The 23,156-nt window shown below is 69.1% G+C and carries 20 protein-coding genes and 1 tRNA gene; 7 read left to right on the forward strand and 14 right to left on the reverse strand.

Translation table 11 applies throughout. The annotated features are described in order from the left end of the window. Positions 1–366: 366 nt before the first annotated feature. From FKR81_RS26180 to FKR81_RS26205, 6 genes are all read right to left on the reverse strand, one after another. Positions 367–1,767: an acyl-CoA carboxylase subunit beta gene (locus FKR81_RS26180; RefSeq protein ID WP_146355471.1), complete on the reverse strand. Its 1,401-nt coding sequence runs from the start codon at positions 1,765–1,767 to the stop codon at positions 367–369. Between the two features lie 68 nt (positions 1,768–1,835). Further along, the gene (locus FKR81_RS26185; RefSeq protein ID WP_146355473.1) at positions 1,836–3,074 is read right to left on the reverse strand and encodes a beta-ketoacyl-[acyl-carrier-protein] synthase family protein; all 1,239 of its coding nucleotides are present in this window, start codon (positions 3,072–3,074) and stop codon (positions 1,836–1,838) included. Further along, a complete protein-coding gene (locus tag FKR81_RS26190) occupies positions 3,071–3,307 on the reverse strand; it encodes an acyl carrier protein (protein ID WP_235921780.1) in 237 nt (78 codons plus the stop codon). The genes FKR81_RS26185 and FKR81_RS26190 overlap by 4 nt, the downstream gene beginning before the upstream one ends. A gap of 23 nt (positions 3,308–3,330) precedes the next feature. Beyond that, positions 3,331–4,308, reverse strand: coding sequence for a beta-ketoacyl-ACP synthase III (locus FKR81_RS26195; protein WP_146355477.1), 978 nt, complete (start codon positions 4,306–4,308; stop codon positions 3,331–3,333). Then, complete coding sequence (locus tag FKR81_RS26200; RefSeq protein ID WP_186763181.1) at positions 4,305–5,234, reverse strand: ACP S-malonyltransferase; 930 nt, start codon at positions 5,232–5,234, stop codon at positions 4,305–4,307. The genes FKR81_RS26195 and FKR81_RS26200 overlap by 4 nt, the downstream gene beginning before the upstream one ends. Positions 5,235–5,409: 175 nt before the next feature. Then, positions 5,410–6,609, reverse strand: a complete 1,200-nt coding sequence (locus FKR81_RS26205) for a PucR family transcriptional regulator (protein WP_146355479.1) — start codon at positions 6,607–6,609, stop codon at positions 5,410–5,412. Between the two features lie 117 nt (positions 6,610–6,726). On the opposite strand from FKR81_RS26205, the gene FKR81_RS26210 reads away from it, so the two are divergent. Beyond that, the gene (locus FKR81_RS26210) at positions 6,727–8,289 is read left to right on the forward strand and encodes an alpha/beta hydrolase (protein WP_235921781.1); all 1,563 of its coding nucleotides are present in this window, start codon (positions 6,727–6,729) and stop codon (positions 8,287–8,289) included. Positions 8,290–8,503: 214 nt separating this feature from the next. After that, positions 8,504–9,277, forward strand: coding sequence for a mechanosensitive ion channel family protein (locus FKR81_RS26215; RefSeq protein ID WP_146355481.1), 774 nt, complete (start codon positions 8,504–8,506; stop codon positions 9,275–9,277). Here the strand turns inward: FKR81_RS26215 and FKR81_RS26220 are convergent, their stop codons facing one another. Both FKR81_RS26220 and FKR81_RS26225 read right to left on the reverse strand, forming a co-directional pair. Then, a complete protein-coding gene (locus tag FKR81_RS26220; protein WP_146355483.1) occupies positions 9,278–10,354 on the reverse strand; it encodes a winged helix DNA-binding domain-containing protein in 1,077 nt (358 codons plus the stop codon). Positions 10,355–10,367: 13 nt separating this feature from the next. Next, a complete protein-coding gene (locus FKR81_RS26225) occupies positions 10,368–11,465 on the reverse strand; it encodes a phytase (RefSeq protein ID WP_146355485.1) in 1,098 nt (365 codons plus the stop codon). 55 nt (positions 11,466–11,520) lie between these two features. On the opposite strand from FKR81_RS26225, the gene pnuC reads away from it, so the two are divergent. Further along, positions 11,521–12,144 carry a nicotinamide riboside transporter PnuC gene (gene pnuC / locus FKR81_RS26230; protein WP_235921782.1) on the forward strand — a complete coding sequence of 208 codons (624 nt, stop codon included), beginning with the start codon at positions 11,521–11,523 and terminating at the stop codon, positions 12,142–12,144. Then, positions 12,141–13,310: a M14 family zinc carboxypeptidase gene (locus FKR81_RS26235; RefSeq protein ID WP_146355489.1), complete on the forward strand. Its 1,170-nt coding sequence runs from the start codon at positions 12,141–12,143 to the stop codon at positions 13,308–13,310. Before pnuC ends, FKR81_RS26235 begins: the two co-directional genes overlap by 4 nt. Before the next feature lie 58 nt (positions 13,311–13,368). Here FKR81_RS26235 and aceE read toward each other — a convergent pair whose 3' ends face one another. Continuing rightward, positions 13,369–16,128, reverse strand: a complete 2,760-nt coding sequence (gene aceE / locus FKR81_RS26240; RefSeq protein ID WP_146355491.1) for a pyruvate dehydrogenase (acetyl-transferring), homodimeric type — start codon at positions 16,126–16,128, stop codon at positions 13,369–13,371. 314 nt (positions 16,129–16,442) lie between these two features. Between aceE and FKR81_RS26245 the strand changes: the two genes are divergently transcribed. The 3 genes from FKR81_RS26245 (at position 16,443) to FKR81_RS26255 (ending at position 17,537) form a co-directional block, all read left to right on the forward strand. After that, a complete protein-coding gene (locus FKR81_RS26245; protein ID WP_146355493.1) occupies positions 16,443–16,874 on the forward strand; it encodes a DUF3052 domain-containing protein in 432 nt (143 codons plus the stop codon). Between the two features lie 94 nt (positions 16,875–16,968). After that, positions 16,969–17,433 carry a peroxiredoxin gene (locus FKR81_RS26250; RefSeq protein WP_146355495.1) on the forward strand — a complete coding sequence of 155 codons (465 nt, stop codon included), beginning with the start codon at positions 16,969–16,971 and terminating at the stop codon, positions 17,431–17,433. A gap of 32 nt (positions 17,434–17,465) precedes the next feature. Next, a tRNA-Val gene (locus FKR81_RS26255) sits at positions 17,466–17,537 on the forward strand. Between the two features lie 533 nt (positions 17,538–18,070). Here FKR81_RS26255 and FKR81_RS26260 read toward each other — a convergent pair. The 5 genes from FKR81_RS26260 to FKR81_RS26280 form a co-directional block, all read right to left on the reverse strand. After that, positions 18,071–18,811 (reverse strand): hypothetical protein, encoded by a 741-nt coding sequence (locus FKR81_RS26260; protein WP_146355497.1) that lies wholly within the window; start codon positions 18,809–18,811, stop codon positions 18,071–18,073. A gap of 77 nt (positions 18,812–18,888) precedes the next feature. Further along, positions 18,889–19,812 (reverse strand): GNAT family N-acetyltransferase, encoded by a 924-nt coding sequence (locus FKR81_RS26265; protein ID WP_146355499.1) that lies wholly within the window; start codon positions 19,810–19,812, stop codon positions 18,889–18,891. Between the two features lie 13 nt (positions 19,813–19,825). Next, positions 19,826–20,797 (reverse strand): aspartyl/asparaginyl beta-hydroxylase domain-containing protein, encoded by a 972-nt coding sequence (locus FKR81_RS26270; protein ID WP_146355501.1) that lies wholly within the window; start codon positions 20,795–20,797, stop codon positions 19,826–19,828. Between the two features lie 29 nt (positions 20,798–20,826). Beyond that, positions 20,827–22,035 carry an MFS transporter gene (locus tag FKR81_RS26275; protein WP_146355503.1) on the reverse strand — a complete coding sequence of 403 codons (1,209 nt, stop codon included), beginning with the start codon at positions 22,033–22,035 and terminating at the stop codon, positions 20,827–20,829. Then, positions 22,035–23,084, reverse strand: a complete 1,050-nt coding sequence (locus tag FKR81_RS26280) for a GNAT family N-acetyltransferase (RefSeq protein WP_146355505.1) — start codon at positions 23,082–23,084, stop codon at positions 22,035–22,037. The genes FKR81_RS26275 and FKR81_RS26280 overlap by 1 nt, the downstream gene beginning before the upstream one ends. Positions 23,085–23,156: the final 72 nt, after the last annotated feature.

The following is a 23,156-nucleotide window of genomic DNA, read 5'->3' on the forward strand; positions in this document are numbered from 1 at the left end:
CCTTGACTTGGGGTGCGGCGTGGTACCCCTATCGGGCCGGCAGGTTCTCTTCCTGCCGGCGGAGCCGGCCCCACCACGCCGCGAGGGGCCCCAAGTCAAGGCCCAATCGCTGCGCCGAAGGCGCGACCCAACCCACGACACCGAAACACCGAAACACAGCAACCATCAGACCCCAGCCTCGACGAGAACCGGCCGCCAGGCAAAGAACCCCAGCCCCGACGAGAACCGGCAGCCAGACAAAGAACCCGGCCCCGACGAAGCCGGGCACGTCGACACGCCCAGCAACCCGGCGGAAGCACACCCGGCCCGCGCGAGCCGTCGCGAAGTCGGCCACCCCCGCGAGCGAGGTGTGCGCGGACCTGCGCTCTACAGCGGAATGTTGGTGTGGGCCCCGCGCCCAGCGGGAGCGGCAGCCAGCGCCTCTGCCACCCGGCGCCGCGTCTGGGTTGGCGCGATCACCTCGTCGACCACGCCGAGCGACACGGCGCGGTCCACGCCGCCCGCGATGCGCTCGTGCTCGGAGACCAGGTGGGTGCGCAGAGCTTCGCGCGCGGTGGTGTCGTCGACGGCGGCGAGTTTCTTGCGGTGCAGGATGCCGACGGCGGCGCCCGCGCCCATCACGGCGACCTCGGCCTCTGGCCACGCGAACACGTTGGTGGCGCCCAAGGAGCGGGAGTTCATGGCGATGTACGCGCCGCCGTAGGACTTGCGGGTCACCAGGGTGACGCGCGGAACCACGGCCTCGCCGAAGGCGTGCAGGAGTTTGGCGCCGCGCCGGACCACGCCGCCCCACTCCTGGCCCACGCCGGGCAGGTAGCCGGGTACGTCCACGACCACGAGCAGCGGTGTGCCGAAGGAGTCGCACATGCGCACGAAGCGGGCGGCCTTCTCTGCGGACAGCGAGTCGAGGCAGCCGCCCTTGCGCAGCGGGTTGTTGGCGATCATGCCCACCGTGCGGCCGCCGAGACGGCCCAGGCCGACCACCACGTTCGGGGCCCAGCGGGCCTGGAGTTCCTCGAACGACGACGTGTCCAGCAGGGCGTGCACGAGAGGCTTGACGTCGTAGGCGCGGCGAGGTGCCGAGGGGAGCCAAGCTCGCAGGTCGTCGCCCTCGGGAACGGAGCGGGGATCGAAGACGCCGGGTTGTGCGAACAGACCGACGAGGCGGCGGCAGCGGGCGAAAGCGTCCAGCTCGTCAGAAGCGGTCACGTGGACCACGCCGGAGCGGCGGCCGTGGGCGTCCAGACCGCCCAGGTCGTCCATGGAGATTTCCTCGCCGGTCACCGAGCGGACGACGTCCGGGCCGGTCACGAAGACCTTGCCGGACGGGCACATGATGACGAGGTCGGTCAGCGCTGGGCCGTAGGCGCCGCCGCCCGCGGCCGGGCCCACGACCACGGACAACTGGGGTATGCGGCCTGAGGCGCGGATCATCGCCGCGAACATCTGGCCCATGCCGTCCAGCGACTCGACGCCCTCCGGGAGGCGGGCGCCGCCGGAGTGCCAGACGCCGATGACGGGGCAGCGCTCGCGCACCGCGGCGTCGATGGCTTCCACCACGTGACGGCAGCCGAGCGAACCCAGTGCGCCGCCCATCAGGGTGGCGTCGCTGCAGTACGCGACGACCTTGGCGCCGTTGACGCGGCCGCGCACGGCGTGCATGCCGCTGCCGTCACGTGGGCGGAACGGGGACATCGAGCCTGGATCCAGCAACAGCGAGAGGCGGTGCAGGGGGTCGCGGGGGTCGATCACCACAGCGGCAGTCATCGCGGTACTCCTCGGGCGCGCGGAAGTGCAACCGATAAGGAGAAGGGGGCCTCACCCCGGCCGTGGAACTAGGCCGGGGTGAAGGCGAGCGCGACGTTGTGCCCGCCGAAGCCGAACGAGTCGTTGACGGCGGCGTCCAGCTTGATCTTGCGTGGCTCGTTCGCCACGACGTCGAGCAGGACGGCCGGGTCGAGGTTGTCCAGGTTCAGCGTCTGCGGCACGACACCATCACGGATCGAGAGAACCGTGACGATGGCTTCCACCGCTCCAGCGGCACCGAGCAGGTGACCGAGCGCGCCCTTGGGAGCGGTCAGCACCGGGTGGTCGCCGATGGCCTTGCGGATTGCGACGGTCTCGGCCACGTCGCCGACCGGGGTCGAGGTGGCGTGGCAGTTCACGTGGCCGACGTCGGCCGGGTCGATGCCACCGCTGCGCAGCGCAGCGGCGATCGCCCGTGACTGCCCCACACCCTCGGGGTCCGGTGCGGTGATGTGGTAGCCGTCGGCACTGGTACCGATGCCTGCGAGCCTGCCGTAGATCTTGGCACCGCGAGCCTCGGCGAAGTCCCGACGCTCCAGCACCATGATTCCGGCGCCCTCACCGAGCACGAAGCCGTCGCGACCGACGTCGAAGGGGCGCGAGGCCTTCTCCGGCTCGTCGTTGCGCGTGCTCATCGTGCGGGCCTGGGAGAAACCGGCGACCGGGATCGCGGTGATGCACGCTTCCGCGCCACCGGCGACCACGACGTCCGCTTCGCCCGCCTTGATCATGCGGAACGCCCAGGCGATGGCCTCGGCACCCGAGGCGCAGGCCGACACCGGTGCGTGCACACCGGCCTTGGCCTTCAGCTCGAGACCGACGTGCGCGGCCGGGCCGTTCGGCATGAGCATCGGCACGGTCAGCGGCGACACCTTGCGGAGGCCCTGCGTCTCCAGCAGGTCGTCCTGCGTCAGCAGCGTGATCGCGCCGCCGATGCCGGTGCCGACGATGACGGCGAGCCGTTCCTTCTCGACGGTGTCGTCGTTGTGACCCGCGTCCGCCCATGCCTGCCGCGACGCGACGATCGCGACCTGCTCGGAGCGGTCCAGCCGCCGTGCCTCGACCCTGGGGAGGACCTCGGTGGGGTCCACGATCAGCTGCGAGGCGATCTTGACCGGCAGGTCGAACCGCGCGACCCAGTCAGCCTCCAGGGGGCGAACCCCGGACTTCCCGGCGAGCAAGGCGTCCCACGTCGAGGTGACGTCACCGCCGAGCGGGGTGGTGGCACCCAGCCCGGTGATGACGACCTCGATGTCGTTCGAACTCATGCGTTGGCGGTGATGTACTTCACCGCATCACCCACGGTCTTGAGGTTGGCCAGCTCGTCGTCCGGGATCTTGACGCCGAACTTGTCCTCGGCCTGAACGGCGATCTCCACCATGGAGAGCGAGTCGATGTCGAGGTCGTCCACGAAGGACTTCTCGGCGGTGACGTCGTCGGCGGCGACACCGGCGACCTCTTCGACGATCTCGGCAAGCCCTGCAAGGACGTTGTCGCTCACTGAAGTTCCCTTTCCATCGATACTCATGGGCACCGGACCACCTGTCCCGCGTAGGACAGACCTGCGCCGAATCCGACCAGCAACACCACATCTCCACTGGAGATCTCGCCCGCTGCCCTCATGTGGTCCAGTGCCATGGGGATCGAGGCGGAGGAGGTGTTGCCGGATTCGACGATGTCTCGTGCGACCACCATGTCGTCGCGTGCACCCTTGGCACGCAGACGCTTGGCGATCGCGTCGATGATCCGCAGGTTCGCCTGGTGCGGCACGAACACGTCCACGTCGGACAGTTCGATGCCGGCCAGTTCGACCGCGCGGATCGCGACGGGCGCGATCTGGGTCGTCGCCCAGCGGAAGACCGACTGGCCTTCCTGGTGGATGAAGGAGTTGCGGTCCTTGATCGTGATGGTCTCCGCGAGGTCACCCGCGCTGCCCCACGACACCGGACCGATGTTGGCCTCGTCGCTCGCGCCGACGACCACCGCGCCAGCCGCGTCGGCGAAGATGATCGCCGTCGAGCGGTCCTCGGGGTCCACCCAGTCGGTGAGCTTCTCGGCGCCGATCACCAGCACGTGCTTCGCGGTACCGGCGCGGACCAGGTCCGACGCGGTGGCGAGCGCGTAGCAGAAGCCCGCGCACGCGGCGTTCACGTCGAACGCGGGGCCCGCCTTGACGCCGATGCGGTCGGCGACCTGCGCGGCGGCGTTCGGGATCGGCGACGGCATGGTGCACGTCGCGACGATCACGCCCTGGATGTCCGCCGCGGTGAGACCCGCGTCCTCGAGCGCCTTCTTGCCCGCGGTGGCGGCCATGTCGACGAGCGACTCGTCCTTGTCCGCGAAGCGGCGGTTCACGATGCCGACGCGCTCGCGGATCCACTCGTCGCTGGTCTCCATGCGCGCCGCGAGGTCGTGGTTGCTCACCACGTTCTCGGGCTGGTGGCTGGCGAGCCCGACGATCCGGGTGCCACCCACGCTCGCGGAGACGTTGAAAGCGGTCACTTGGTGGCCTCCGCGCTGGTCAGCAGGTCGCTGACCTGGTCGAGCTGGGCCGGGGTCTTCAGGCCGAGCGTGGGGGTGCCCTTGAGGGTGCGCTTCGCCAGACCGGTGAGCGCGCCCGCGGGCGGCAGCTCGATCACAGCGGTGACGCCCTCGGCGGCGAGCGTCTCCTGGCAGCTGTCCCAGCGGACCGGGCGGGTCACCTGCGCGACGAGGCGGCGCAGCACCTCGGCGCCGGTGGTGACGACCTGACCGTCCGAATTGGACAGCAGAGGCAGCGTGGGGTCGTTCGGCGTGATGCCGGCGGCGTGCGTCTTCAACGCCTCTTCGGCCGTCGCCATGTACTGCGTGTGGAACGCGCCCGCGACCGCCAGCTTGCGCACCTTGGCGCGCTCCGGCGGGTTCTCCACGAGCTTGGCGAGCGCCTCCAGCGGACCGGCCGCGACGATCTGACCGGCGCCGTTGCGGTTCGCGGGCACCAGGTCCAGCTCGGCGAGCCGCTCCAGCACCTCGGACTCCTCGCCACCGAGGACGGCGGCCATGCCGGTCGCCTCCAGGGCGCACGCGGCGGCCATCGCCTTGCCGCGCACCGCGGCGAGCGCGACGGCCTCGTCCGGGCTCAGCACACCGGCGATCGCGGCGGCGGCGAGCTCACCGACGGAGTGGCCCGCGATGATCGTGTCGGCGGGCACCTCGATCCGGCCGCGCAGCTCCTGGAACGCGAGGAGCGCGAACGCGACGACGAGCGGCTGCGTCACGGCCGTGTCCACGATCTCCTCGGCCTCAGCGGTGGTGCCGAGTCGCACGAGGTCCAGGTTCGTGATCTCCGACCACTTCTGGACCTGCTGCTCCGCCCCCTCGACCTCGAGCCAGGGGGTGAGCATGCCGGGCGACTGGGAGCCTTGTCCGGGAGCGAGGAGTGCGATCACCCGCTCACTAAAGCTGGTCACGGGCGATCGAAGTGATGCCGGGGGTTACGAAGTACGACGATCGTCTTTGTAGGTTCTCTACAAAAGTGACCGGGCGATGAACGTTGAACGACGTCATCAGTTGTTGAGCGTTGACTCAATCACCCGTTTGGACCGGCACTCCAGCGTGTGCCTCTCACCACAGTCCGCGCGATCTTGCCAGTCTTCCCACGCTCAGTGCGACGCGCAGCACCAGAGCGTCACGAGGATCGTGCGCGTTGCGGCCGGTCAGCTCGTGGACCCGGCGCAGCCGGTACCGGACGGTGTTGGGGTGGACGAACAGCCGTTTCGCGCAGGTCTCCAGCACGCCGCCGACCTCGAGGAACGCGTCGACGGTCTCCAGCAGCGAGCCGCCAGCCTCCTCCAACGGCCGCGCGACGCGGTCGACGAGCTGCCACTCGGCCTCCGGGTCGCCCGCGAGCGCGCGTTCCGGCAGCAGGTCCAGCGACCGGACGGGTCGCGGTGCGCCCGGCCAGCCGACCACGGCCCTCAACCCGCTGAGCGCGTCGCTGGCGCTGCGGTGCGCCTCGGCCAGGCTCGACGTCGTCGGTCCGGCGACGACCGGGCCGTCGCCGAACGCCTCGGCGACCTTCTCCAGCACGTCGCCACCGGGCTCGGTCGGCCCGCTCAGCACCACGACCAGCCTGCTGCCCTGCACGCTCAGGAGCACCGCCCTGCCGATCCGGGCGGCCCGGCTGCGCACGCCGTAGATGATCTCCTGAGGGTCTTCCGAGCTCGGGTTGCCGACCAGGACGGTCGCCTCGGCCGCCGGGTCCCAGCCGAGCGCTGCCGCCCTGGAGAGCAGCGCCTCCTCGGGGTCGCCGCGCACGATGCCGTCCACGACCAGCGCTTCGAGCCGGGCATCCCACGCGCCGCGGGCCTCCGCGGCCGCCGCGTAGCTCGTCGCCGCCGAGAAGGCGATCTCCCGGCCGTACCGGAGTACGCCCTCGGTGAGGAACGCGCGCTCCTTCTCGTTCACGGCCAGTATCGGCAGTTGCTGCTCGAACAGCTCCAGCGCGATGCGGACCAGTTCCACGGTCTGGCGGAGGCTCACCCAGCGGGAGATGTCCTTGGGCGCGCTGCGGAACGCCTCCGCGCTCAGGCTCATCGACTGCTGCGGGTCGTGCAGCCACGACACGAAGCCGGCCACGCCGTTCTGGATGAGGAGCAGCACGCTCGCGCGCTGGTCGGCGGGCATGCGGCGGAACCAGGGGAGGCGGCTCTCCATCTCGGCCACCGTGGACGACGCCAGGCTCCCCGACGCGCGCTCCAGCTTGCGCATCGTGCGAGGGGACAGCGGTTGCGCGCCCTCCTCGGCCCCGGCGGTGGTGGTCATACCCCCAGCCTATGTGGTGGTTCTGGGCGTCACCGTTCCGAGTGACAGAACCTGAATCGGCGTCTCAGTAGCCATACCTTCGCTGGGGTGTTCTGCCCGTCGTCGCGGAGGTTCGTCTTGCGGAGGTATCCGACTATCAGCATCGGTGTGGTCGCGCTCATGCTGGTGAGCACGACCGCGTCAGCGGACCCTCCGGATCCGCTCGCCGAGTTCTACCAGCAGAAGGTGACCTGGGCTCAGTGCAGCGGCAAGCTGGCCGAGCTGGAGTGCGCCACGCTGGTCGCGCCGCTGGACTACGCCAAGCCCGCGGGCGACCGGATCTCGGTCGTCATCAGTCGCCGCAAGGCGGGCGAGCAGGAGCGCAGGCGGGGTGTTCTGTTCACCAATCCGGGTGGTCCCGGTGGCTCGGGTCTCGGGATGCCGCTCTTCCTCGGCAAAACGGAGATCGCGAAGGTCCACGACCTGATCGGGTTCGACCCGCGCGGGGTGGGCGGCTCGACGGCGTTGAACTGCCGCGCGGCTCCCGTGATCGCGGCACCGGACTCGCGGCCGGGCGACGCCGACTTCCCCAAGTGGGCGGCCGAGGCGCGCGAGGCGGAGGAGGCGTGCCAGAAGTCGGCAGGCGGGATCCGGCAGTTCGTCAGCACGCTCAACACGGCGCGGGACATGGACGTCCTGCGCGGTGCGCTGGGTGAGCAGAAGCTCAACTACCTGGGTTACTCGTACGGCACCTACCTGGGCGCTGTGTACGGAACGTTGTTCCCGGCACACCTGGACCGCAGTGTGCTCGACTCGGCCGTGCACCCCGAATGGGTGTGGCGCGAGCAGTTCAAGGCGCAGGCCGTCGCGTACCGGCGCGACGTCGAGGCGTGGGCGGCGTGGGCCGGTGAGCGCAACGAGAAGTTCGCGCTCGGCAAGACGCAGGGCGAGGTGCTGGGCGAGGTCGAGAAGGTCGCGGCCAAGCTGCTCGCCGAGCCGATCGGCGACCACACGCGCACGTCGTTCGACGGCGCGGTCGGTGTCGGCGCCCGCTACCGTCCACTGTGGGCGGACCTGGCGACGATCGTCGGGAAGCTCAAGGCGGGGGAGAAGCCCGCGCAGACCGAGGGTGCGAAAGCCGCGCAGCTGCTGGCGAAGACCGGGCTGAGCGAGCTGCGGTCTGGCGTCTTCGACACGGTCACGTGCGAGGCGGACTGGCCGACGGACGTCGAGACCTACTACGAGGACATGCGGGCGTTCCGCGAGCGCTACCCGTTCGGGTTCGGCATCGTCAGGGCCGCGCCGATGACGTGCACGTTCCGCACGTTCACGCCGCCGGAGGCGCCCGCGAAGCTGGCCCGCAACGGCTACCCGGTCGGCCTCGTGGTCCAGGCCGAGGGCGACACGCAGACGCAGTACGCGAGCGGTCCCGCGATGGCGAGCCGGTTGGGGCACAACCTGATCACCGTTGTCGACGAGGGCAAGCACGGGATCTACGGCGGCGGCAACAAGTGCGTCGACGCCAAGGTCGACCGGTACCTGGTCGACGGGGTGCTGCCGGGCAGCCTGACCGAGTGCCACGGCGACGGGCGGCCGGACGTGCCGAAGGACGGTGAGCCGCCGAAACCGGCGCAGGCGGCGAACCTGGAGCAGTCGATCCAGACGTACCTCAACGGCCGCGGGCTCAGCGCGATCGGCTGACCCCACCTGGGAAACACGGAAGCGCCCGGCGCGTCGAACGCGCCGGGCGCTTCCATCTCCCCGGTCCCCACCGGTCACTCCACTCTGGACGGACTGAGACGGAAAATCCACGTCAGCCACCCTTTCGTGTAGCAGTGTCGCGCTTGTCGCGTGTCGTGATCCGCGAAACGATCTCCACGTTGGTTTTCATCTTCGTGTTGGTTGGAGTGGCGCCGTGGGCACCCAAATCACCGAAGGACTGGGTCAGGCGTGGGCAATGGTCGCCACGTTCGTGCCGAAGCTCCTCGGTTTCCTGCTCGTCCTGGTCGTCGGCTGGTTCATCGCCAAGGCACTCGCCAAGGGCGTTGAGTTCCTGCTGAAGCGGGTCGGTTTCGACCGCCTGGTCGAGAAGTCCGGTCTCGGTGGCGCCATGGCGCAGTCCCCGATCGACGCGTCCGGGCTGATCGTCAAGATCGTCTACTACTTCGTGCTCCTCATCGCGCTGCAGCTGGCGTTCGGTGTCTTCGGCACCGGCAACCCGGTCAGCTCGCTGCTCAACGAGGTCATCGCGTACCTGCCGCGCATCGTCGTGGCGCTGGTGCTCGTGCTGGTCGCCTCGGCGATCGGCAAGGCCGTGAGCGGTCTCGTGACGGGTGCGCTCGGTGCGCGGCCGTACACGAAGATGCTGGGCTCGATCACCTACGGCTTCATCATGGCCCTCGGTGTGATCGCCGCGCTGAACCAGCTCGGCATCGCCGTCTCGGTCACCATGCCGGTGCTCATCACCGTGCTCGCGACCGTCGCCGGCGTGATCGTCATCGGTGTCGGTGGTGGTCTGGTCCGTCCCATGCAGCAGCGCTGGGAGGGCTGGCTGCAGCGCATGCAGGCCGAGGCGCCGGGTCGTGCGCCGGAGCCGCGTCGCTCGCAGGAGCCGGTCAGCGCCGGTGTGCGCGCCGGTGACAACACGCCGACGCCGCCGCAGGGCACCCCGATGCCCAAGCCGGAGTAGTCAGCGCACAGTTCGCTCGACGTCCGGGGCGAGGAAGGCCAGGAGGCGCTCAGCCTCCTCGGTCACCTCGTCCCGGACTCGTTCTTCCGGCTCTGCCAAGTACTCCACGGCCAGCGTCGCCGAGTCCTTCGTGCGGGTGAGCGTCCACTGCGCGCCGACGTAGCCGTTGATCAGCACGGTCCGCTTGCCGCCGATCACGAGCGGCAGGTCCTTGTCCGCGATGACGCGGCTGCGATCCGCGTGCGCCAGCAGGATGTTGTCGAACTCCGGGATGAACCGCACCGGCAGCGGCGTGTCCTCGTCCGGCCGCGGCGCGTCCGGCAGGTCGAACAGCTCGCGCCCCGACTCGTCGGTGAACACCACGAGCCGGTCGCGCAGCCGGTCGAGCACCTCGCGCAGCCGGGTCAGGCCGCACCACGCCTGCACGTCCATCACGGACGACGGCCCGAACGCCGCCAGGTACCGCAGCACCACGTCGTCGATCGAGAACGACTCGAGCGGGCGGCCCAGCCACGCGTCGGACGTCGTGCACACCGGACGCTTCATCAGCCCCGGACCCCACGTGCCGCGCGGCGGCAGCTGCACGGCGGGCAGCGCGCACCGCAGCAGCAGGCCGAACGTCGTGGGGTCGTAGCCGGGCCACTTCTCCGCGAGCTGCTTGCCGATGTTGGTGAGCGTGTCCGGACGTTCCTCCATGAGCACGCGCGCGGTCTCGACGACCTCGGGGACGTCGAGACCGACCAGCTTCTTCATGATCATGGGGGTGGCGGCGTGCCGGTCGAGTATCACCTGCACGAGCGGCCGCAGCCCGAGGCAGTCGGCCGCGCTGACCAGGTGGATCGTGCCGCGCATCAGCAGCAGCCGCACGGCCTGGCGCGACTCGAGCAACGCCGTCAGGTCGTCGGCGCGGAAGTTCTGCAGCCGTGACCAGAGGCCGGGGTAGGGCGACGGCGGTTCCTGCGCCTGGATGCCCACCAGGTGCTCGATGGCGTCGAGCGCGCCCAGTGGGGCGCGCTCGCGCAACATCTGCCGTTCGATCAGTGCCCTGTTCAGCGCGTCCCGGCTGAGAATCCCCATCCGGGAATGCTAATCACCTGCGCAGGAAGGCGAAACCGGTGCCGTCAGGACGTTCGCCGTCGTGCACGACCAACAGGTTGAGCTTCCCGGTGACGATCGCCGCGCCGTCCGAGTGCTCGACACCGGCGACCTTGAAGTCGCTGAGCGCCTTGAACGACCCGGTGCGCCGGTACAGCACGAACCGCGAGTCGCCCTGGCTGGACGCGATCAGCATGTCGTCGCCGAGCAGCGTCAGGCCCTCGGCGTCCGCCTCCAGCCACTTGCCGCCGAAACCGGGGTTCGGGCCGTCGGCCACGCACTCCTCGGTCGCCTCGTCGAACTTCATCGGCGCGCCGAACGTGCGCACCTCGTCCACCAGCACCGGCTGGCCGAAGCCCTTGGCGCGCAACGGGATCCGCCAGATGCCGACGTCCTCCTGCGCGGCGTAGAGCACGCCGGCCCTCGAGTCGATCACCATGCCCTCGAGTTGCGGGTCGTCGCCGGGCTCCTCGCACGGCTGCCACGTCTTGCCGTTGGGCAGCTTGAACTTCTTCGGCAGGTCGAGAGTGGACACCACCTTCGTGTCGACCGTCCTGCCCTTCTCGACCTGCAGCAGCGCGATGCGGGTCTCGCTGCGCCTGCTCGTGACGACGACGTCCTTGCCGCCGACGGTGCCCGCCGCGAGGCCGTACGCGGTGTGCTGCTCGTCCACCTCGGTCTCGTCGGCGGAGAAGACGGGCTTCGTCCTGGGGTTCGTGACGTCCTTGGCGCCGTGCTCGTCGACCCGGTACACCCGGATCCGGTCGCGGCCCCGGTCGCTGACGAACGCCAGGTCGCCCAGCACGTCGACGTTGTTGAACCGGCCCGGCTTCGAGTCGGGCGTCGGGCCCGCCGGCGCCGGGTACGTGCCGATCGTGCGTCCGCTCAGGTCGAACGCCGCCAGGCCGCCCTCCTTCAGCGTGCCGAGCACGACGCTGCGCTCGGGGTTGGCCGGGTTCACCCAGATCGCCGGGTCGTCGGCGTCGGCGGGATCACCGAAGGTCTGCGTCACCGCGGTCGGCTCGAGTACAGGGGTGGCGGAGGGTGCCGCGAGGAACAAAGGCACCAGCGCCAGCGCTAACGAAGATGACATGGGTGGGAACGTAAGGGCGGTCGGTGTACAACGACTGAACCGAGGGGGAACGGCTGTGTGGTTCGAGCTGGGGTTCAAGATCTTCGGTCAGAAGATCGCCTACACGGAGCTGGTCGGACAGGTGCTGGCGCTCGCGGTGGTCTTCTTCGCCCAGCGCCGCTCGTTGTGGACGTGGCCCGTGCAGCTCGTGTCGGTGTCGCTGTTGTTCGCGGTCTACGTCTCCGCGCACCTCGGTGGTCTCGCGACCAGGCAGGTCGTGGTCGGGCTGATCGCGATCTACGGCTGGTACGCGTGGGTGCGGCGGCGTGACCCGATCTTCGGCGTGGTGGTCCGCAAGGGCTCCCCGCGTGAGCGGCTCGCGATCGTGGGTGTGTTCGCCATCGGCACGGTCGCGTTCGCGCTGCTCCTGGACGCACTGGACGCCTCGTGGGCGCCGTGGCCGGACGCCGCGATCTTCGTCGGCACCGTGCTGGCGTTCTCGTTGCAGGGGCTCGGGCTGGTCGAGTTCTGGCTGGTCTGGCTCGCCGTCGACGCGGTCGGCGTACCGCTGCAGATCCAGTCGCACCTGTACTTCAGCGCACTGGTCTACACGGTGTTCGCCGGTCTGGTGATCCACGGCTGGTTCGACTGGAACAGGACCGCGCGCCGATTGACACAGGCGGCAAAGTCTCCTGTATGAGGGGACTCCTGATCGCTCTCGCAGCAGCAACACTCACCTTCACCGCGGCTCCGGCGCACGCAGCCGAGCCGCCGCGCACCGGGTTCGAGCAGACCGGCAAGTGGACCACGCAGGACGAGGAGCAGGCCTACCTGAAGGCGCTCGGACTGCCCGTCACGCAGATAGGCACCACCGCGCAGGGCCGCCCCGTGCAGCTCGTGCGGGTCGGTCCGAAAGCCAGGACCGTCGTGCTGTTCATCTGCTCGCAGCACGGCGACGAGCCGTCCGGCCGCGAGGCCTGCCTGATCGCGATGCGGGACCTGCCGCGCCGCGCGGGCGTCACGTACCTGTTCGTGCCCAACGCGAACCCCGACGGCCGCGTCGCGAACACGCGCGGCAACTCGGCCGGCATCGACATCAACCGCGACCACCTGCAGCTGCAGACGGCCGAGGCCCGCGCGATGGCCGCGGTGATCCGCGACTGGCAGCCGGACGTGATCCACGACCTGCACGAGTTCGGCCCGTCCGCGCCGTACTACGTCAAGGACGTGCTCTGGCTGTGGCCGCGCAACCTGAACGCGCAGCAGGACGTGCACGACCTCTCGGAGTCGCTGTCGCGCTCCTACGTGAAGCCCGCGGTCGAGGCCGCCGGCCGGACGAGCGGCGTGTACGGCATCTACGTCGACCCGGTGACCGGTGAGCCGGTCCGGCAGGTCGCCGGTGACCACCAGGAGCGCATCCTGCGCAACACGGCCGCGCTCAAGCACAGCACCGGGCTGCTGCTGGAGACCAACGTGACCGGCACGCCGCGCAAGCGCGTCTACTCGCACCTGATCGCCGTGGACGGGACGCTGAAGTTCGTCGGCGAGAAGCGGAGCCTGATCGAGCGCGCAAACGCCCTCAGCCGGGCCGTGCGGAGCGGGCCGGTGTACTTCGGTGGGGCGGACAACCAGCCGCCGTCACCGGGGCAGGTGGACGCCAATCCGCCGTGCGGCTACGTGCTCACCGCCGCCCAGTTCACCCAGATCGGTGACGAACTGGCGTTGCACGGGATCTCGTCGCAGTACCTGCGCGGCGGTGACCGCATCGTGCCGCTGAAGCAGGAAGCCCGCGCGCTGATCCCGCTGCTGCTGGACGCGCGGGCGGACGGCGAACTGGTCGCCGCCCGCCCGGTAGCGCGCTGCTGATCTTTATGAAGGGAGCTTTCATCAAGCTCAGGTTGATGAAAGCTCCCTTCATCAAGGACTAAGCGAGGCCTGCGTCGCCCGTCGAGGGGCCAGCGGCCTGGACGTCGTCGATGCGGTACTTGCGTGCCGCCTCGACGACCTTGGCCTGGTCCACCTCACCGCGGCGGGCGAGCGCGGCCAGCGTGGCCACGACGACCGACTCGGCGTCCACCAGGAAGTGGCGCCGGGCGGCCGGGCGGGTGTCCGAGAAGCCGAAGCCGTCGGTGCCGAGGGTGACCATGTCGGTCGGCACGTACGGGCGGATCAGGTCCGGGATGGCGGACATCCAGTCCGACACCGCGACGACCGGGCCGGGCTGGTCGGTCAGCACCTGCGTCACGTACGGCACGCGCGGCTCGGCGTCCGGGTGCAGCAGGTTGTGCCGGTCCGTGTCGACCGCGTCGCGGCGCAGCTCCGGGTACGACGTCGCGGACCAGACCGCGGCCTGCACGCCCCACTCGTCGGCGAGGATCTGCTGGGCCTTGAGCGCCCACGGCAGGCCGACACCGGAGCCGAAGATCTGCGCCTTCGGGCCGTCGCCCGCCGGAGCCTCCTGGTACCGGTACAGACCCCGCAGCAGGCCCTCGACGTCCAGGCCCTCCGGCTCGGCCGGCTGCACGTACGGCTCGTTGTAGACGGTCATGTAGTAGAAGACGTTCTCGGCGTTCTCGCCGTACATCCGCCGCAGGCCGTCCTTGACGATGTGCGCGACCTCGAACGAGAACGCCGGGTCGTACACGACCGCGGCCGGGTTCGTGTGCGCCAGCAGCAGCGAGTGGCCGTCGGCGTGCTGCAGGCCCTCACCGGTCAGCGTCGTGCGGCCCGCGGTGGCGCCGAGGACGAAGCCGCGGGCCATCTGGTCCGCCGCCGCCCACAGGCCGTCACCGGTCCGCTGGAAGCCGAACATCGAGTAGAAGATGTAGATCGGGATCATCGGCTCGCCGTGCGTGGCGTACGACGTGCCGACGGCGGTGAACGACGCCGTCGAGCCTGCCTCGTTGATGCCCTCGTGCAGGATCTGGCCCTGCTCGGACTCCTTGTACGCCAGCATCAGGCCGGCGTCGACGGAGGTGTAGGCCTGCCCGTTCGGGTTGTAGATCTTCTGCGTCGGGAACATGGAGTCCATGCCGAACGTGCGCGCCTCGTCCGGGATGATCGGCACGATGCGCGAGCCGATCTCCGGGTCCTTCGCGAGGTCGCGGACGAGCCGCACGAACGCCATCGTCGTCGCGACCTCCTGCTTGCCGGAGCCGCGCTTGATGCCGTCGTAGACCTTGTCGCCGGGCAGCACGAGCGCCTTGGACTTGGTGCGCCGCTCGGGCACGAAACCACCGAGCTGGCGGCGGCGCTCCTGGAGGTACTGGATGGCCGGGTCGTCCTGGCCGGGGTGGTAGTACGGCGGCAGGTACGGGTTCGCCTCGAGCTGCTCGTCGGTGATCGGGATGCGCAGGCTGTCCCGGAAGCCCTTGAGGTCGTCGAGGGTCATCTTCTTCATCTGGTGCGTCGCGTTGCGGGCCGCGAAGTGCGGTCCGAGCGAGTAGCCCTTGATGGTCTTGGCGAGGATGACCGTCGGCTGGCCGACCGTCTCGGTCGCCGCCTTGTACGCCGCGTAGACCTTGCGGTAGTCGTGGCCACCGCGCTTGAGGTTCCACACGTCGTCGTCGCTCATCTGCGAGACGAGCTCCTTCGTGCGCGGGTCGCGCCCGAAGAAGTGCTCCTTGATGTAGGCGCCGTCGTTCGCCTTGTAGGTCTGGTAGTCGCCGTCCGGCGTGCTGTTCATCAGGTTGACCAGCGCGCCCTGGCGGTCCGCGTGCAGCAGCGCGTCCCACTCGCGGCCCCAGATGACCTTGATGACGTTCCAGCCCGCGCCGCGGAAGAACGACTCCAGCTCCTGGATGATCTTGCCGTTGCCGCGGACCGGGCCGTCGAGGCGCTGCAGGTTGCAGTTGACCACGAACGTCAGGTTGTCCAGCTGCTCGTTCGCGGCGAGCTGCAGCAGGCCGCGCGACTCGGGCTCGTCCATCTCGCCGTCGCCGAGGAACGCCCAGACGTGCTGGTCCGAGGTGTCCTTGAAGCCGCGGTCGTGCAGGTAGCGGTTGAACCGCGCCTGGTAGATCGCGTTCATCGGGCCGATGCCCATGGAGACCGTCGGGAACTCCCAGAAGTCCGGCATCAGCCGCGGGTGCGGGTACGACGGCAGGCCGCCGCCGGCACCGGCGTGCGAGTACTCCTGGCGGAAGCCGTCGAGCTGGTGCTCGGACAGCCTGCCCTCGAGGAACGCGCGGGCGTACACACCGGGGGACGCGTGGCCCTGGATGAAGACCTGGTCGCCGCCGCCGGGGTGGTTCTTGCCGCGGAAGAAGTGGTTGAAGCCGACCTCGTAGAGGCTCGCGCTGGACGCGTACGTCGAGATGTGACCACCAACACCGACACCCGGCCGCTGCGCGCGGTGCACGGTCATCGCCGCGTTCCACCGGATCCACGCGCGGTAGCGGCGCTCGGTCTCCTCGTCACCGGGGAACCACGGCTCCCGCTCGGTGGCGATCGTGTTGACGTAGTCCGTGCTGATCAGCGAGGGGACACCGACCTGGTTCTCACCGGCCCGCTCGAGCAGCCGGAGCATGAGGTAGCGCGCACGCTGCTGTCCACCGTCCTGCAGCACCGCGTCGAACGACTCGAGCCACTCCGCGGTCTCCTCCGGATCGATGTCCGGCAGGTGGGCGGCGAGGCCGTCGCGGATGACGCGCACCCGTTCGGGGCCGGTGTTCTGCGGGCTCAAGGTGTCTCCTCGACTGGTTCTTCCGGTGGCCGTGCGACCGCCTCGTGCGCCTCTATCGTTGTCTGAAGGACACGAATACGTCACCGCTACCGGTGAGTAGTTCTGGATCGTGTCTCTCACGCGCGCGCGATAAGAGGTATGTGCAGCGTGCACCATCACCCCCTAGGTGTTCTCACAGGGGTCCTTTTTGCGGCGTGTCACGTGGTCAACAGTTGCGCAGGTGGTAGCAGGCAGTGTTCGCTGTCCCGGAAGACTTGAAACCGGCGGCAGTCGAGGTGGGCTGCCGCTCTTGCGTAGTTGGAGGAGTGGAAGCCGTGGTCGCCGCGGAAGACGCCGGCAAGATCGGTGTCGCCGAGAAGCTCGGGATCGAACCGGGCATGACCGTCCAGGAACTGGGCTGGGACGAGGACGTTGACGACAACCTGCGGGCGGCCGTCGAGGAACAGGTCGGTGGAGACCTACTCGACGAGGATGCCGACGAGGTCATCAACGTGGTCCTGCTCTGGTGGCGAGAAGACGACGGCGATCTGGTCGACGCCCTCATCAACGCGACCGGACCCCTTGCCGAGGACGGCGTGATCTGGGTCCTGTCGCCGAAGACTGGGCGCCCAGGACACGTCGAGCCCAGCGACATCGCGGAGGCCGTGCCGACCGCTGGTCTGGCGCAGACGTCGAACATCGGTGTCGCCGACGACTGGGCGGGCGTCCGCCTCGTGTGGCCGAAGTCCGCCAAGGCCAAGCGCTGATCTAGGGTGGGTGACGGGCTCCCCGCCAGGCGGGGGGCTCGTTGCTGACACCTGTCTTTGGGGCCTTTGTGCCTTTGGTCGGAGGGGTTTGTACATGGCGGTCGAGATCGGTTCGGTGGCCCCGGACTTCACGCTCAACGACTACAACAAGCAGCCCGTCACGCTGTCGTCGTTCCGCGGCTCGAAGAACGTCCTGCTCGTGTTCTACCCGTTCGCGTTCAGCGGCACCTGCCAGGGCGAGCTCTGCCAGGTCCGCGACGAGATCGGCGCCTACGAGGACGAGAACGTCCAGGTGATCGGCGTCTCCGTCGACACGCCGTTCTCGCTCAAGGCGTGGGCAGCGCAGCAGGGCTACACGTTCCCGCTGCTGTCCGACTTCTGGCCGCACGGCGCCGTCGCGCAGGCCTACGGCGTGTTCAACGACGGGCCGGGGTTCGCCAACCGCGGCACGTTCCTGATCGACACCGACGGGGTTGTGCGGTTCGCCGAGGTCAACGGACCCGGTGAGGCCCGCGACCAGGACGCCTGGAAGAAGGCCGTAGCCTCCCTCAAGGCATAATTCGATGCGCCCAGGACTCCTGGGCGCGTCTGGGGCGTGTAGCTCAGCGGAAGAGCACTCGGTTTACACCCGAGCGGTCGCAGGTTCGAACCCTGCCGCGCCCATCCGCTCGTGGGCGAGGTGTGTCTGTGGACAGCACAGACCGCCTCGCTCCTCGTGTCTTCTGGGGGCCGAGCCCCCAGACCCCCAGCCGGGGCACTCCGCCCCCGGACCCCCGGTTCGGCCCTTGCTTCGCTCGGCCGCCCTTGTTGGCCGCATGAACTGCGTCCGTCGTCACCTGTCGGGTTAGTCGTCGAGGCAAAGGGCGCCAGGCAGGGTGCCGAGAACGGCGTTCCCGTCGGCACCGCCTGGCACGTTGAGGACGTAGCCGACCAAGCACGCGTCGTCGCCGATGGCGACGGCGTGGATCAGGCTGCTGGGCGGAGCCGGGGCGGTGGAACGAGCAACGCGGGCCGTGCTGCTGTGGTGCACGCCGCCTTGAGCGCCTGGACGACGGCATCGGTTGGTTGGCGGTGCGATGTGCTCCCACCGCAAGGCTCTCCGACGCGTCCCGGTATTCGCTCGATCTCGCTCGCCGCGGCTGCGGCCGCACGACCGCAGTACTCGTCGTTGCTGCCAGCCCCTACGTCCAACCGCTTCAGTAGTTGTGGCAGGTGACCTTCTGGGTGCGCACCCATTGGGCCTTGTCCGGGCAGAAGATCTTGGACTCCTTCGACGCGGTGACGCGGAACGGCGTGCCGTTGTCGTCGACCTGGAGCTCCCCCTTGCTGGTGCCCGAAGTCCACGACAGGTGGACGCGCCAGTCGAAATCGCCCTCGCGGGTCGTGGCGCTGACGACGATCTTCTCCGGTGCCGTGCGGCTGACGGTGTAGGGGAAGGGCGCCGAGCCGTCCTCGCCCTCGTAGAACTTGAGGGCGAGTGTCGGGGAGTCCAGATCGGCTCCGTAGTGGCGGACCGGCAGGAGGTAGCACGGACAGATCGGGCCGGTCCACAGCAGAGCGCCGCCGGAGGTCGGTGGGCGGCGGGCGACTACCTCCACGCGGGCGCCTTCCAGCACCACCGCCTCATCGGTGAGGCCGTGCACGGTCATGCTCACCGACAGGCTGGTGCCGGCCACCCCGTCGGGCGGCCGGTTGTCGCGGTCGAGGGGAATGGGATCGTCGGGACGGTCGGGCACCAGCCAGCCGACATCGGCCTTCTGGGTCGAGGTCACCGACAGCGGTACCGACGGGGCGCGAAGCGTTGTCCAACCCCAGATACCGCCCACCGCGGCCAGCGTGACGAGGAGTGCGCCGATCACGGGCCACGCACGGGCGCCGCGCACGATGACGTTGTCGATCGAGCCCGCCTGCACCACCCAGCGGGCCCTGCCGCTCATCGAGTTCGTCACCTCGTCGGGCCCGGCCATAATTGGAACTCGGAATCGGCTACCCGGCCGTTACCCGTGTCACCTGTTCAGCCCAGGAGGTGTACTCCCACGTCCGTCAGGAACGGTGCGTCGTACTGGGCCGGGTCGACCGCCGTGTCGGTGATCAGGTCCGCCCGGAGCGGCGTGTGCTGGGTGATCACCTCGACCCCCTCCAGTTGGTACGACAGCAGCAGCGACGGGTCGGTCAACGCGTCCAGCCGCAGCACCTTCGTGGCCTCGTCGGGGTCGTCCATCGTGCCGAGGAAACGAGCGGGCACGGGTGTGAAGCGCAGTGCGCTCTTGAACGCGAACAGGCCAGGCTTGGCCATGTGACCGTAAAGAGCAGGGTCGGAGCCCAGTGAGATGTCGTTGAACCCCATCTCGCGCGCGGTCTGGAACACCTGCATGTACATGGCCCGCACGAGCCGCTGCTGGCGCGAGGACGGGGCCGTGGAAGCGAAGCGGATCACGACAGTGGAGATGTCGCGGCGCAGCCTGCACACGCACGCGCCCTGCAGAGCCGAGGACGAGTACGCCAGCACGGCGAAGTAGTCGGCCCCCGCGGCGAGGATCTCGGACCGTTCCATGCGTGCGTACGGAACGCCGTGCCGCATGGAGCTGATCTGCGCGTCGTAGAGCGTGAGGAACGCGTCGAACGACGCCTCGTCCAGTGGGGAAGCCACCTTCAGCGCGATGCCCTCGGAGGCGACGAACCGTTGGCCGGCGCGGACGGAACGGCGTTCCTTGCCGGAAAGGCGGGAGAGGTAGGACTCCTCGGAAGCGCCGACGGGCGCGATCCAGGTGACCCACGACGGGTGGACCGCGAAGCCCGCTCGCTGCAGAGCGGGCCACGCGGCCGCCGGGGGATCGACGACACGGACGACGTCGAGACCGTCGTGCGGTGAGAAGGTCAGTGCTTCGTCGACGGTCACCAGCGCGGTGGTCAGACCGTGCGTGGTCTCGACGTCCATCCGTGCCTCCAGGTCACGTGCGAACGGTTACCGGGACGTCCAGACGCTGCTCGCGCGTGCCCTGACGGGTGCGCAGGACCACGCCGGACTCCGTGATCTGGACGGTGCGCTCGTCGGTCCAGCCGGTGAAGCGGAACTCCCCGTCGCCGACGTGCACCAGGCCGTACTTCGGCGTGCCGTCCACGGACAGCACGAGCGGGTCACCGTCCACAGTGGCCTGAACGTTCTGCTGCGGCAGTTTGAACTGGCCCTCGGCCTCCTCGAAGTCGAGGAACGACAGGGGGAGCTCGAACGAGCAGTCGTACGAACGGTCGACCGGTACCGCGGGGCGGTTGAACAGGATCTCGGACGCGTCCAGCTGGTCGAGGAACGACGACGGGAACAGCGACAGCAGCTCGGGGGTGAGGGTGGTGTCGATGACCATGTGGATGCGCTTGCGGGTACCGGTGTTCTCCACCTGGTGCAGGCGGCAGAAGTCGCCGAACCAGAACGTGCCCGGCTCCCACACGTGGACGTCGCCGTCCATCAGCAGCGTCGCGCCGGGGTTGGTGATCAGCGGTACGTGCAGACGCAGGTTCGCCCACGGGAAGCCGATCTTCGTGTCGAAGTGGAGCTCGCTGCACGCGCCCGGACCGAGTGCGAGCAGGCGGACGCAGCGCAGCGGGGCCGGAATCGAGTCCAAAATGGACGCGAGATAGGGCGCGGACGCCTTCCACTTGGTGTCGGCGAACTCGTCGAGCCCGGCACCGCCGGGGTCGGTGCGCAGCTCGCTGCCGGTCGGGCTGCGCAGCGGCAGCGCGCGCCAGTCGAAGTCCGCCTCCTCGGCGGGACCGTCGGTCTCGAACGTCGTCTGCAACGACCACTGGTGGCTGTCGAGGATCTTCAGGTCCCCGAGCAGCCGCTCGACGTCGAACGTCGGCAGCAGCCGCACGGCGGACGGGTGGCTGCCGACGTGGGCCTCGCAGAGCTGGTACGGAGCAGTCATGGTGTTGGTCTCTCCGATCTTCCTGGTTCTCAGCCCACTGTGTCGCCGGCCGGTATCAGTTCCTTCTCCTTCCGGTACTCGCGCTGCGGCACCACGACGAACACCAGTGCTGCCAACAGGAGTCCGGACACCGCGCCGAGGAACACGAACGACAACCGCCCGGTCAGCTCGTACAGCACGACGCCGATGATCGGCCCGAGCACGCTGCCGACGTCCGAGATGAACCCGAACAGCCCGAACGCCTTGCCGTGGTTGCCCGCCGCGGACTTGAGCTCGACGATGCCGCGCCGCGCGCTCAGGAACAGCGCCGCGTACCCGACCATGAACAGCACGAACCACGCCGCGACCGCCAGCACGTCCGCGCTGATCGCCGTGCCGGCCAGTCCGACCGCGAGGAACCCGAGCCCGACCTTCACCATCGTGGTGAGGCGCAGCTTCTCCGCGTACCGGCCGAGTACGAACATGCTCAGCCCGGACGTCGCGAGCCCGACGACGAACACGATCGAGATCGCGCCGCGCGCGTCGTCCCGCACGGTGCTGAGGTACAGCGGGAGCACGGGTTCCAGCGCCGAGTAGATGATCGAGGTGAACATGTCCAGCCCGCCCAGCGCGAGCACCCACACCCACCACTTGCCGACGGACTCCTTCGACTCCGTCTGCTGTTCCTCGTGCGTCTCGACGCGCCGGGCCGGAATCGCCTGCAGCAGACCGAAAGCAGTCGCCGCGGTGATGACGGCACCGATGAGGAACAACGCTTCGAGCCCGAGCGGTGTGGCCACGCCGGCGACCAGCGGCCCGAGCAGGAACCCGGCGATCGCGGCCGACCCGAAGTTGCCCATCATCCGGCTGGTCGAGATGCCGTAGACGTTGCACAGCGCGGACATCCCGGCGTACAACGCGGGGGACACGAGCCCTTCACCCACACCCCACAGCGCTCGCCCGGCGAGCAGCGTGAACGAGTCCGTCGCGAACGCCGTGACCACGATGCCCGCCGCCGCGATGAGCAACGACACGCACGCGACGGCGTTGGCCCGCCAGCGGTCGACCCACCACCCGCCGACGGGCTGGAACAACGCCTTCGTCGCGGCGAAGAGCGCGAACATGAGCGCGATGGTCACCGGCCCCGCACCGACCCGGTGCTCGAGGTCGGGGACGAACGGGATCAGGACCGTGTACGAGGCGTTGACGCTGATGACCGCGATCAGCAACAGGGCGGCGCGCCGCTGACCTGATCCCATCACACACCCTTGATATAGGCGGAAAGCACGCTGTGCATGCCTTCCAGAGCGGGCACGAGATCAGGTCTCGCGGAGGGCGCGTAGACCAGGGCCCACAGATCGGTGCTGTCCAAGCCGTGCTTCTCCTTGAACCGGTAGTTGTCGCGGCCCCACTCCATGCGGCGCATGCCGTTCTCGTAGGACCACCGGACGCAGCCGTACATCAGTGCGATGTAGGTGCTGTACTCCTTCAACGTCGAGTACTCGATACCGCCGCACATGAACGTGACCTCGTCGCCGTGCACGAACGAGAAGAACGCGCCGACCAGCCGATCACCGATCTCGGCAGCGACCAGCATCGCGCCGGGCACGTCGAGCATCGCGTTCAACGACTGCTCGCTGAACAACGCGGGCCAGTCGTTCTTGTCGCTGGTGTCGACGGTCAACGGGTACGCGTACTTGACCAGGTCGTGCGCCTCGGCACCGGTGACCATGCGGATGGTGAGCCCGCGCTCGGACGACCGCCGCAGCCTGCGCTCGACGTCCTTGCGGATCTTCTCCGGCAGATGCCGCCACAGGTGGTCCCGAAACGTCCCCTCAACCGCAACGCTGTAAGTGCGCTCCAACAACACCTTGCCGACGGGCTCCGGCGCCGCGTCGAGCCAGCTCTCCACACCTTCGTCGGTCAGGTTGGGCACGATGAGCAGGTCAGCGGGCCCGTTCTCGATCCACTCCATCGCCGTGGCGTGCGCGCCGCGGATCAACGCGTGCGACACCGCCCCTCGCTTGCCGTACATCGAGTACGTCGACCCGGCGAACAAGATCGGCTTCCCGAACCGCCCGACCAGCTCGCACTGCACCTCGTACCCGTGCCAGAACGGCGACGAGGTGATCTCGTACAAGGGCAGCACATCCCCGCGTTCGTCGCTGATGTAGCCGAACCGGGTGCGTTGCTCGATGGTGTTGGTCTCCCAGGTGCGCAGCCAGCCGTCGGAGTCGTACAGGCTGCTGGGCACAACCCGCTCCGGCAGCTGATCGGACAGCGACCAGCCGGTATGTGTGACGGTCATGTCGCATACCTCCCGGGAGAAAACTAGATATCGCCGCTCTCATCCCGGTCTCACCGCATTCCAGCGAGATTT

Source organism: Lentzea tibetensis, assembly GCF_007845675.1.
Taxonomy (GTDB): Bacteria; Actinomycetota; Actinomycetes; order Mycobacteriales; family Pseudonocardiaceae; genus Lentzea; species Lentzea tibetensis.

Excerpts from the sequence above, each read along its gene's own strand:
- FKR81_RS26225 (WP_146355485.1), bottom strand. The coding sequence starts at position 11,465 with ATGTCATCTTCGTTAGCGCTGGCGCTGGTGCCTTTGTTCCTCGCGGCA.
- FKR81_RS26185 (WP_146355473.1), bottom strand. The coding sequence starts at position 3,074 with ATGAGTTCGAACGACATCGAGGTCGTCATCACCGGGCTGGGTGCCACC.
- FKR81_RS26220 (WP_146355483.1), bottom strand. The coding sequence starts at position 10,354 with ATGGGGATTCTCAGCCGGGACGCGCTGAACAGGGCACTGATCGAACGG.
- FKR81_RS26260 (WP_146355497.1), bottom strand. The coding sequence starts at position 18,811 with ATGAGCGGCAGGGCCCGCTGGGTGGTGCAGGCGGGCTCGATCGACAAC.
- FKR81_RS26280 (WP_146355505.1), bottom strand. The coding sequence starts at position 23,084 with ATGACCGTCACACATACCGGCTGGTCGCTGTCCGATCAGCTGCCGGAG.
- FKR81_RS26180 (WP_146355471.1), bottom strand. The coding sequence starts at position 1,767 with ATGACTGCCGCTGTGGTGATCGACCCCCGCGACCCCCTGCACCGCCTC.
- FKR81_RS26270 (WP_146355501.1), bottom strand. The coding sequence starts at position 20,797 with ATGACTGCTCCGTACCAGCTCTGCGAGGCCCACGTCGGCAGCCACCCG.
- FKR81_RS26265 (WP_146355499.1), bottom strand. The coding sequence starts at position 19,812 with ATGGACGTCGAGACCACGCACGGTCTGACCACCGCGCTGGTGACCGTC.
- FKR81_RS26235 (WP_146355489.1), top strand. The coding sequence starts at position 12,141 with ATGAGGGGACTCCTGATCGCTCTCGCAGCAGCAACACTCACCTTCACC.
- FKR81_RS26275 (WP_146355503.1), bottom strand. The coding sequence starts at position 22,035 with ATGGGATCAGGTCAGCGGCGCGCCGCCCTGTTGCTGATCGCGGTCATC.
- FKR81_RS26250 (WP_146355495.1), top strand. The coding sequence starts at position 16,969 with ATGGCGGTCGAGATCGGTTCGGTGGCCCCGGACTTCACGCTCAACGAC.
- FKR81_RS26205 (WP_146355479.1), bottom strand. The coding sequence starts at position 6,609 with ATGACCACCACCGCCGGGGCCGAGGAGGGCGCGCAACCGCTGTCCCCT.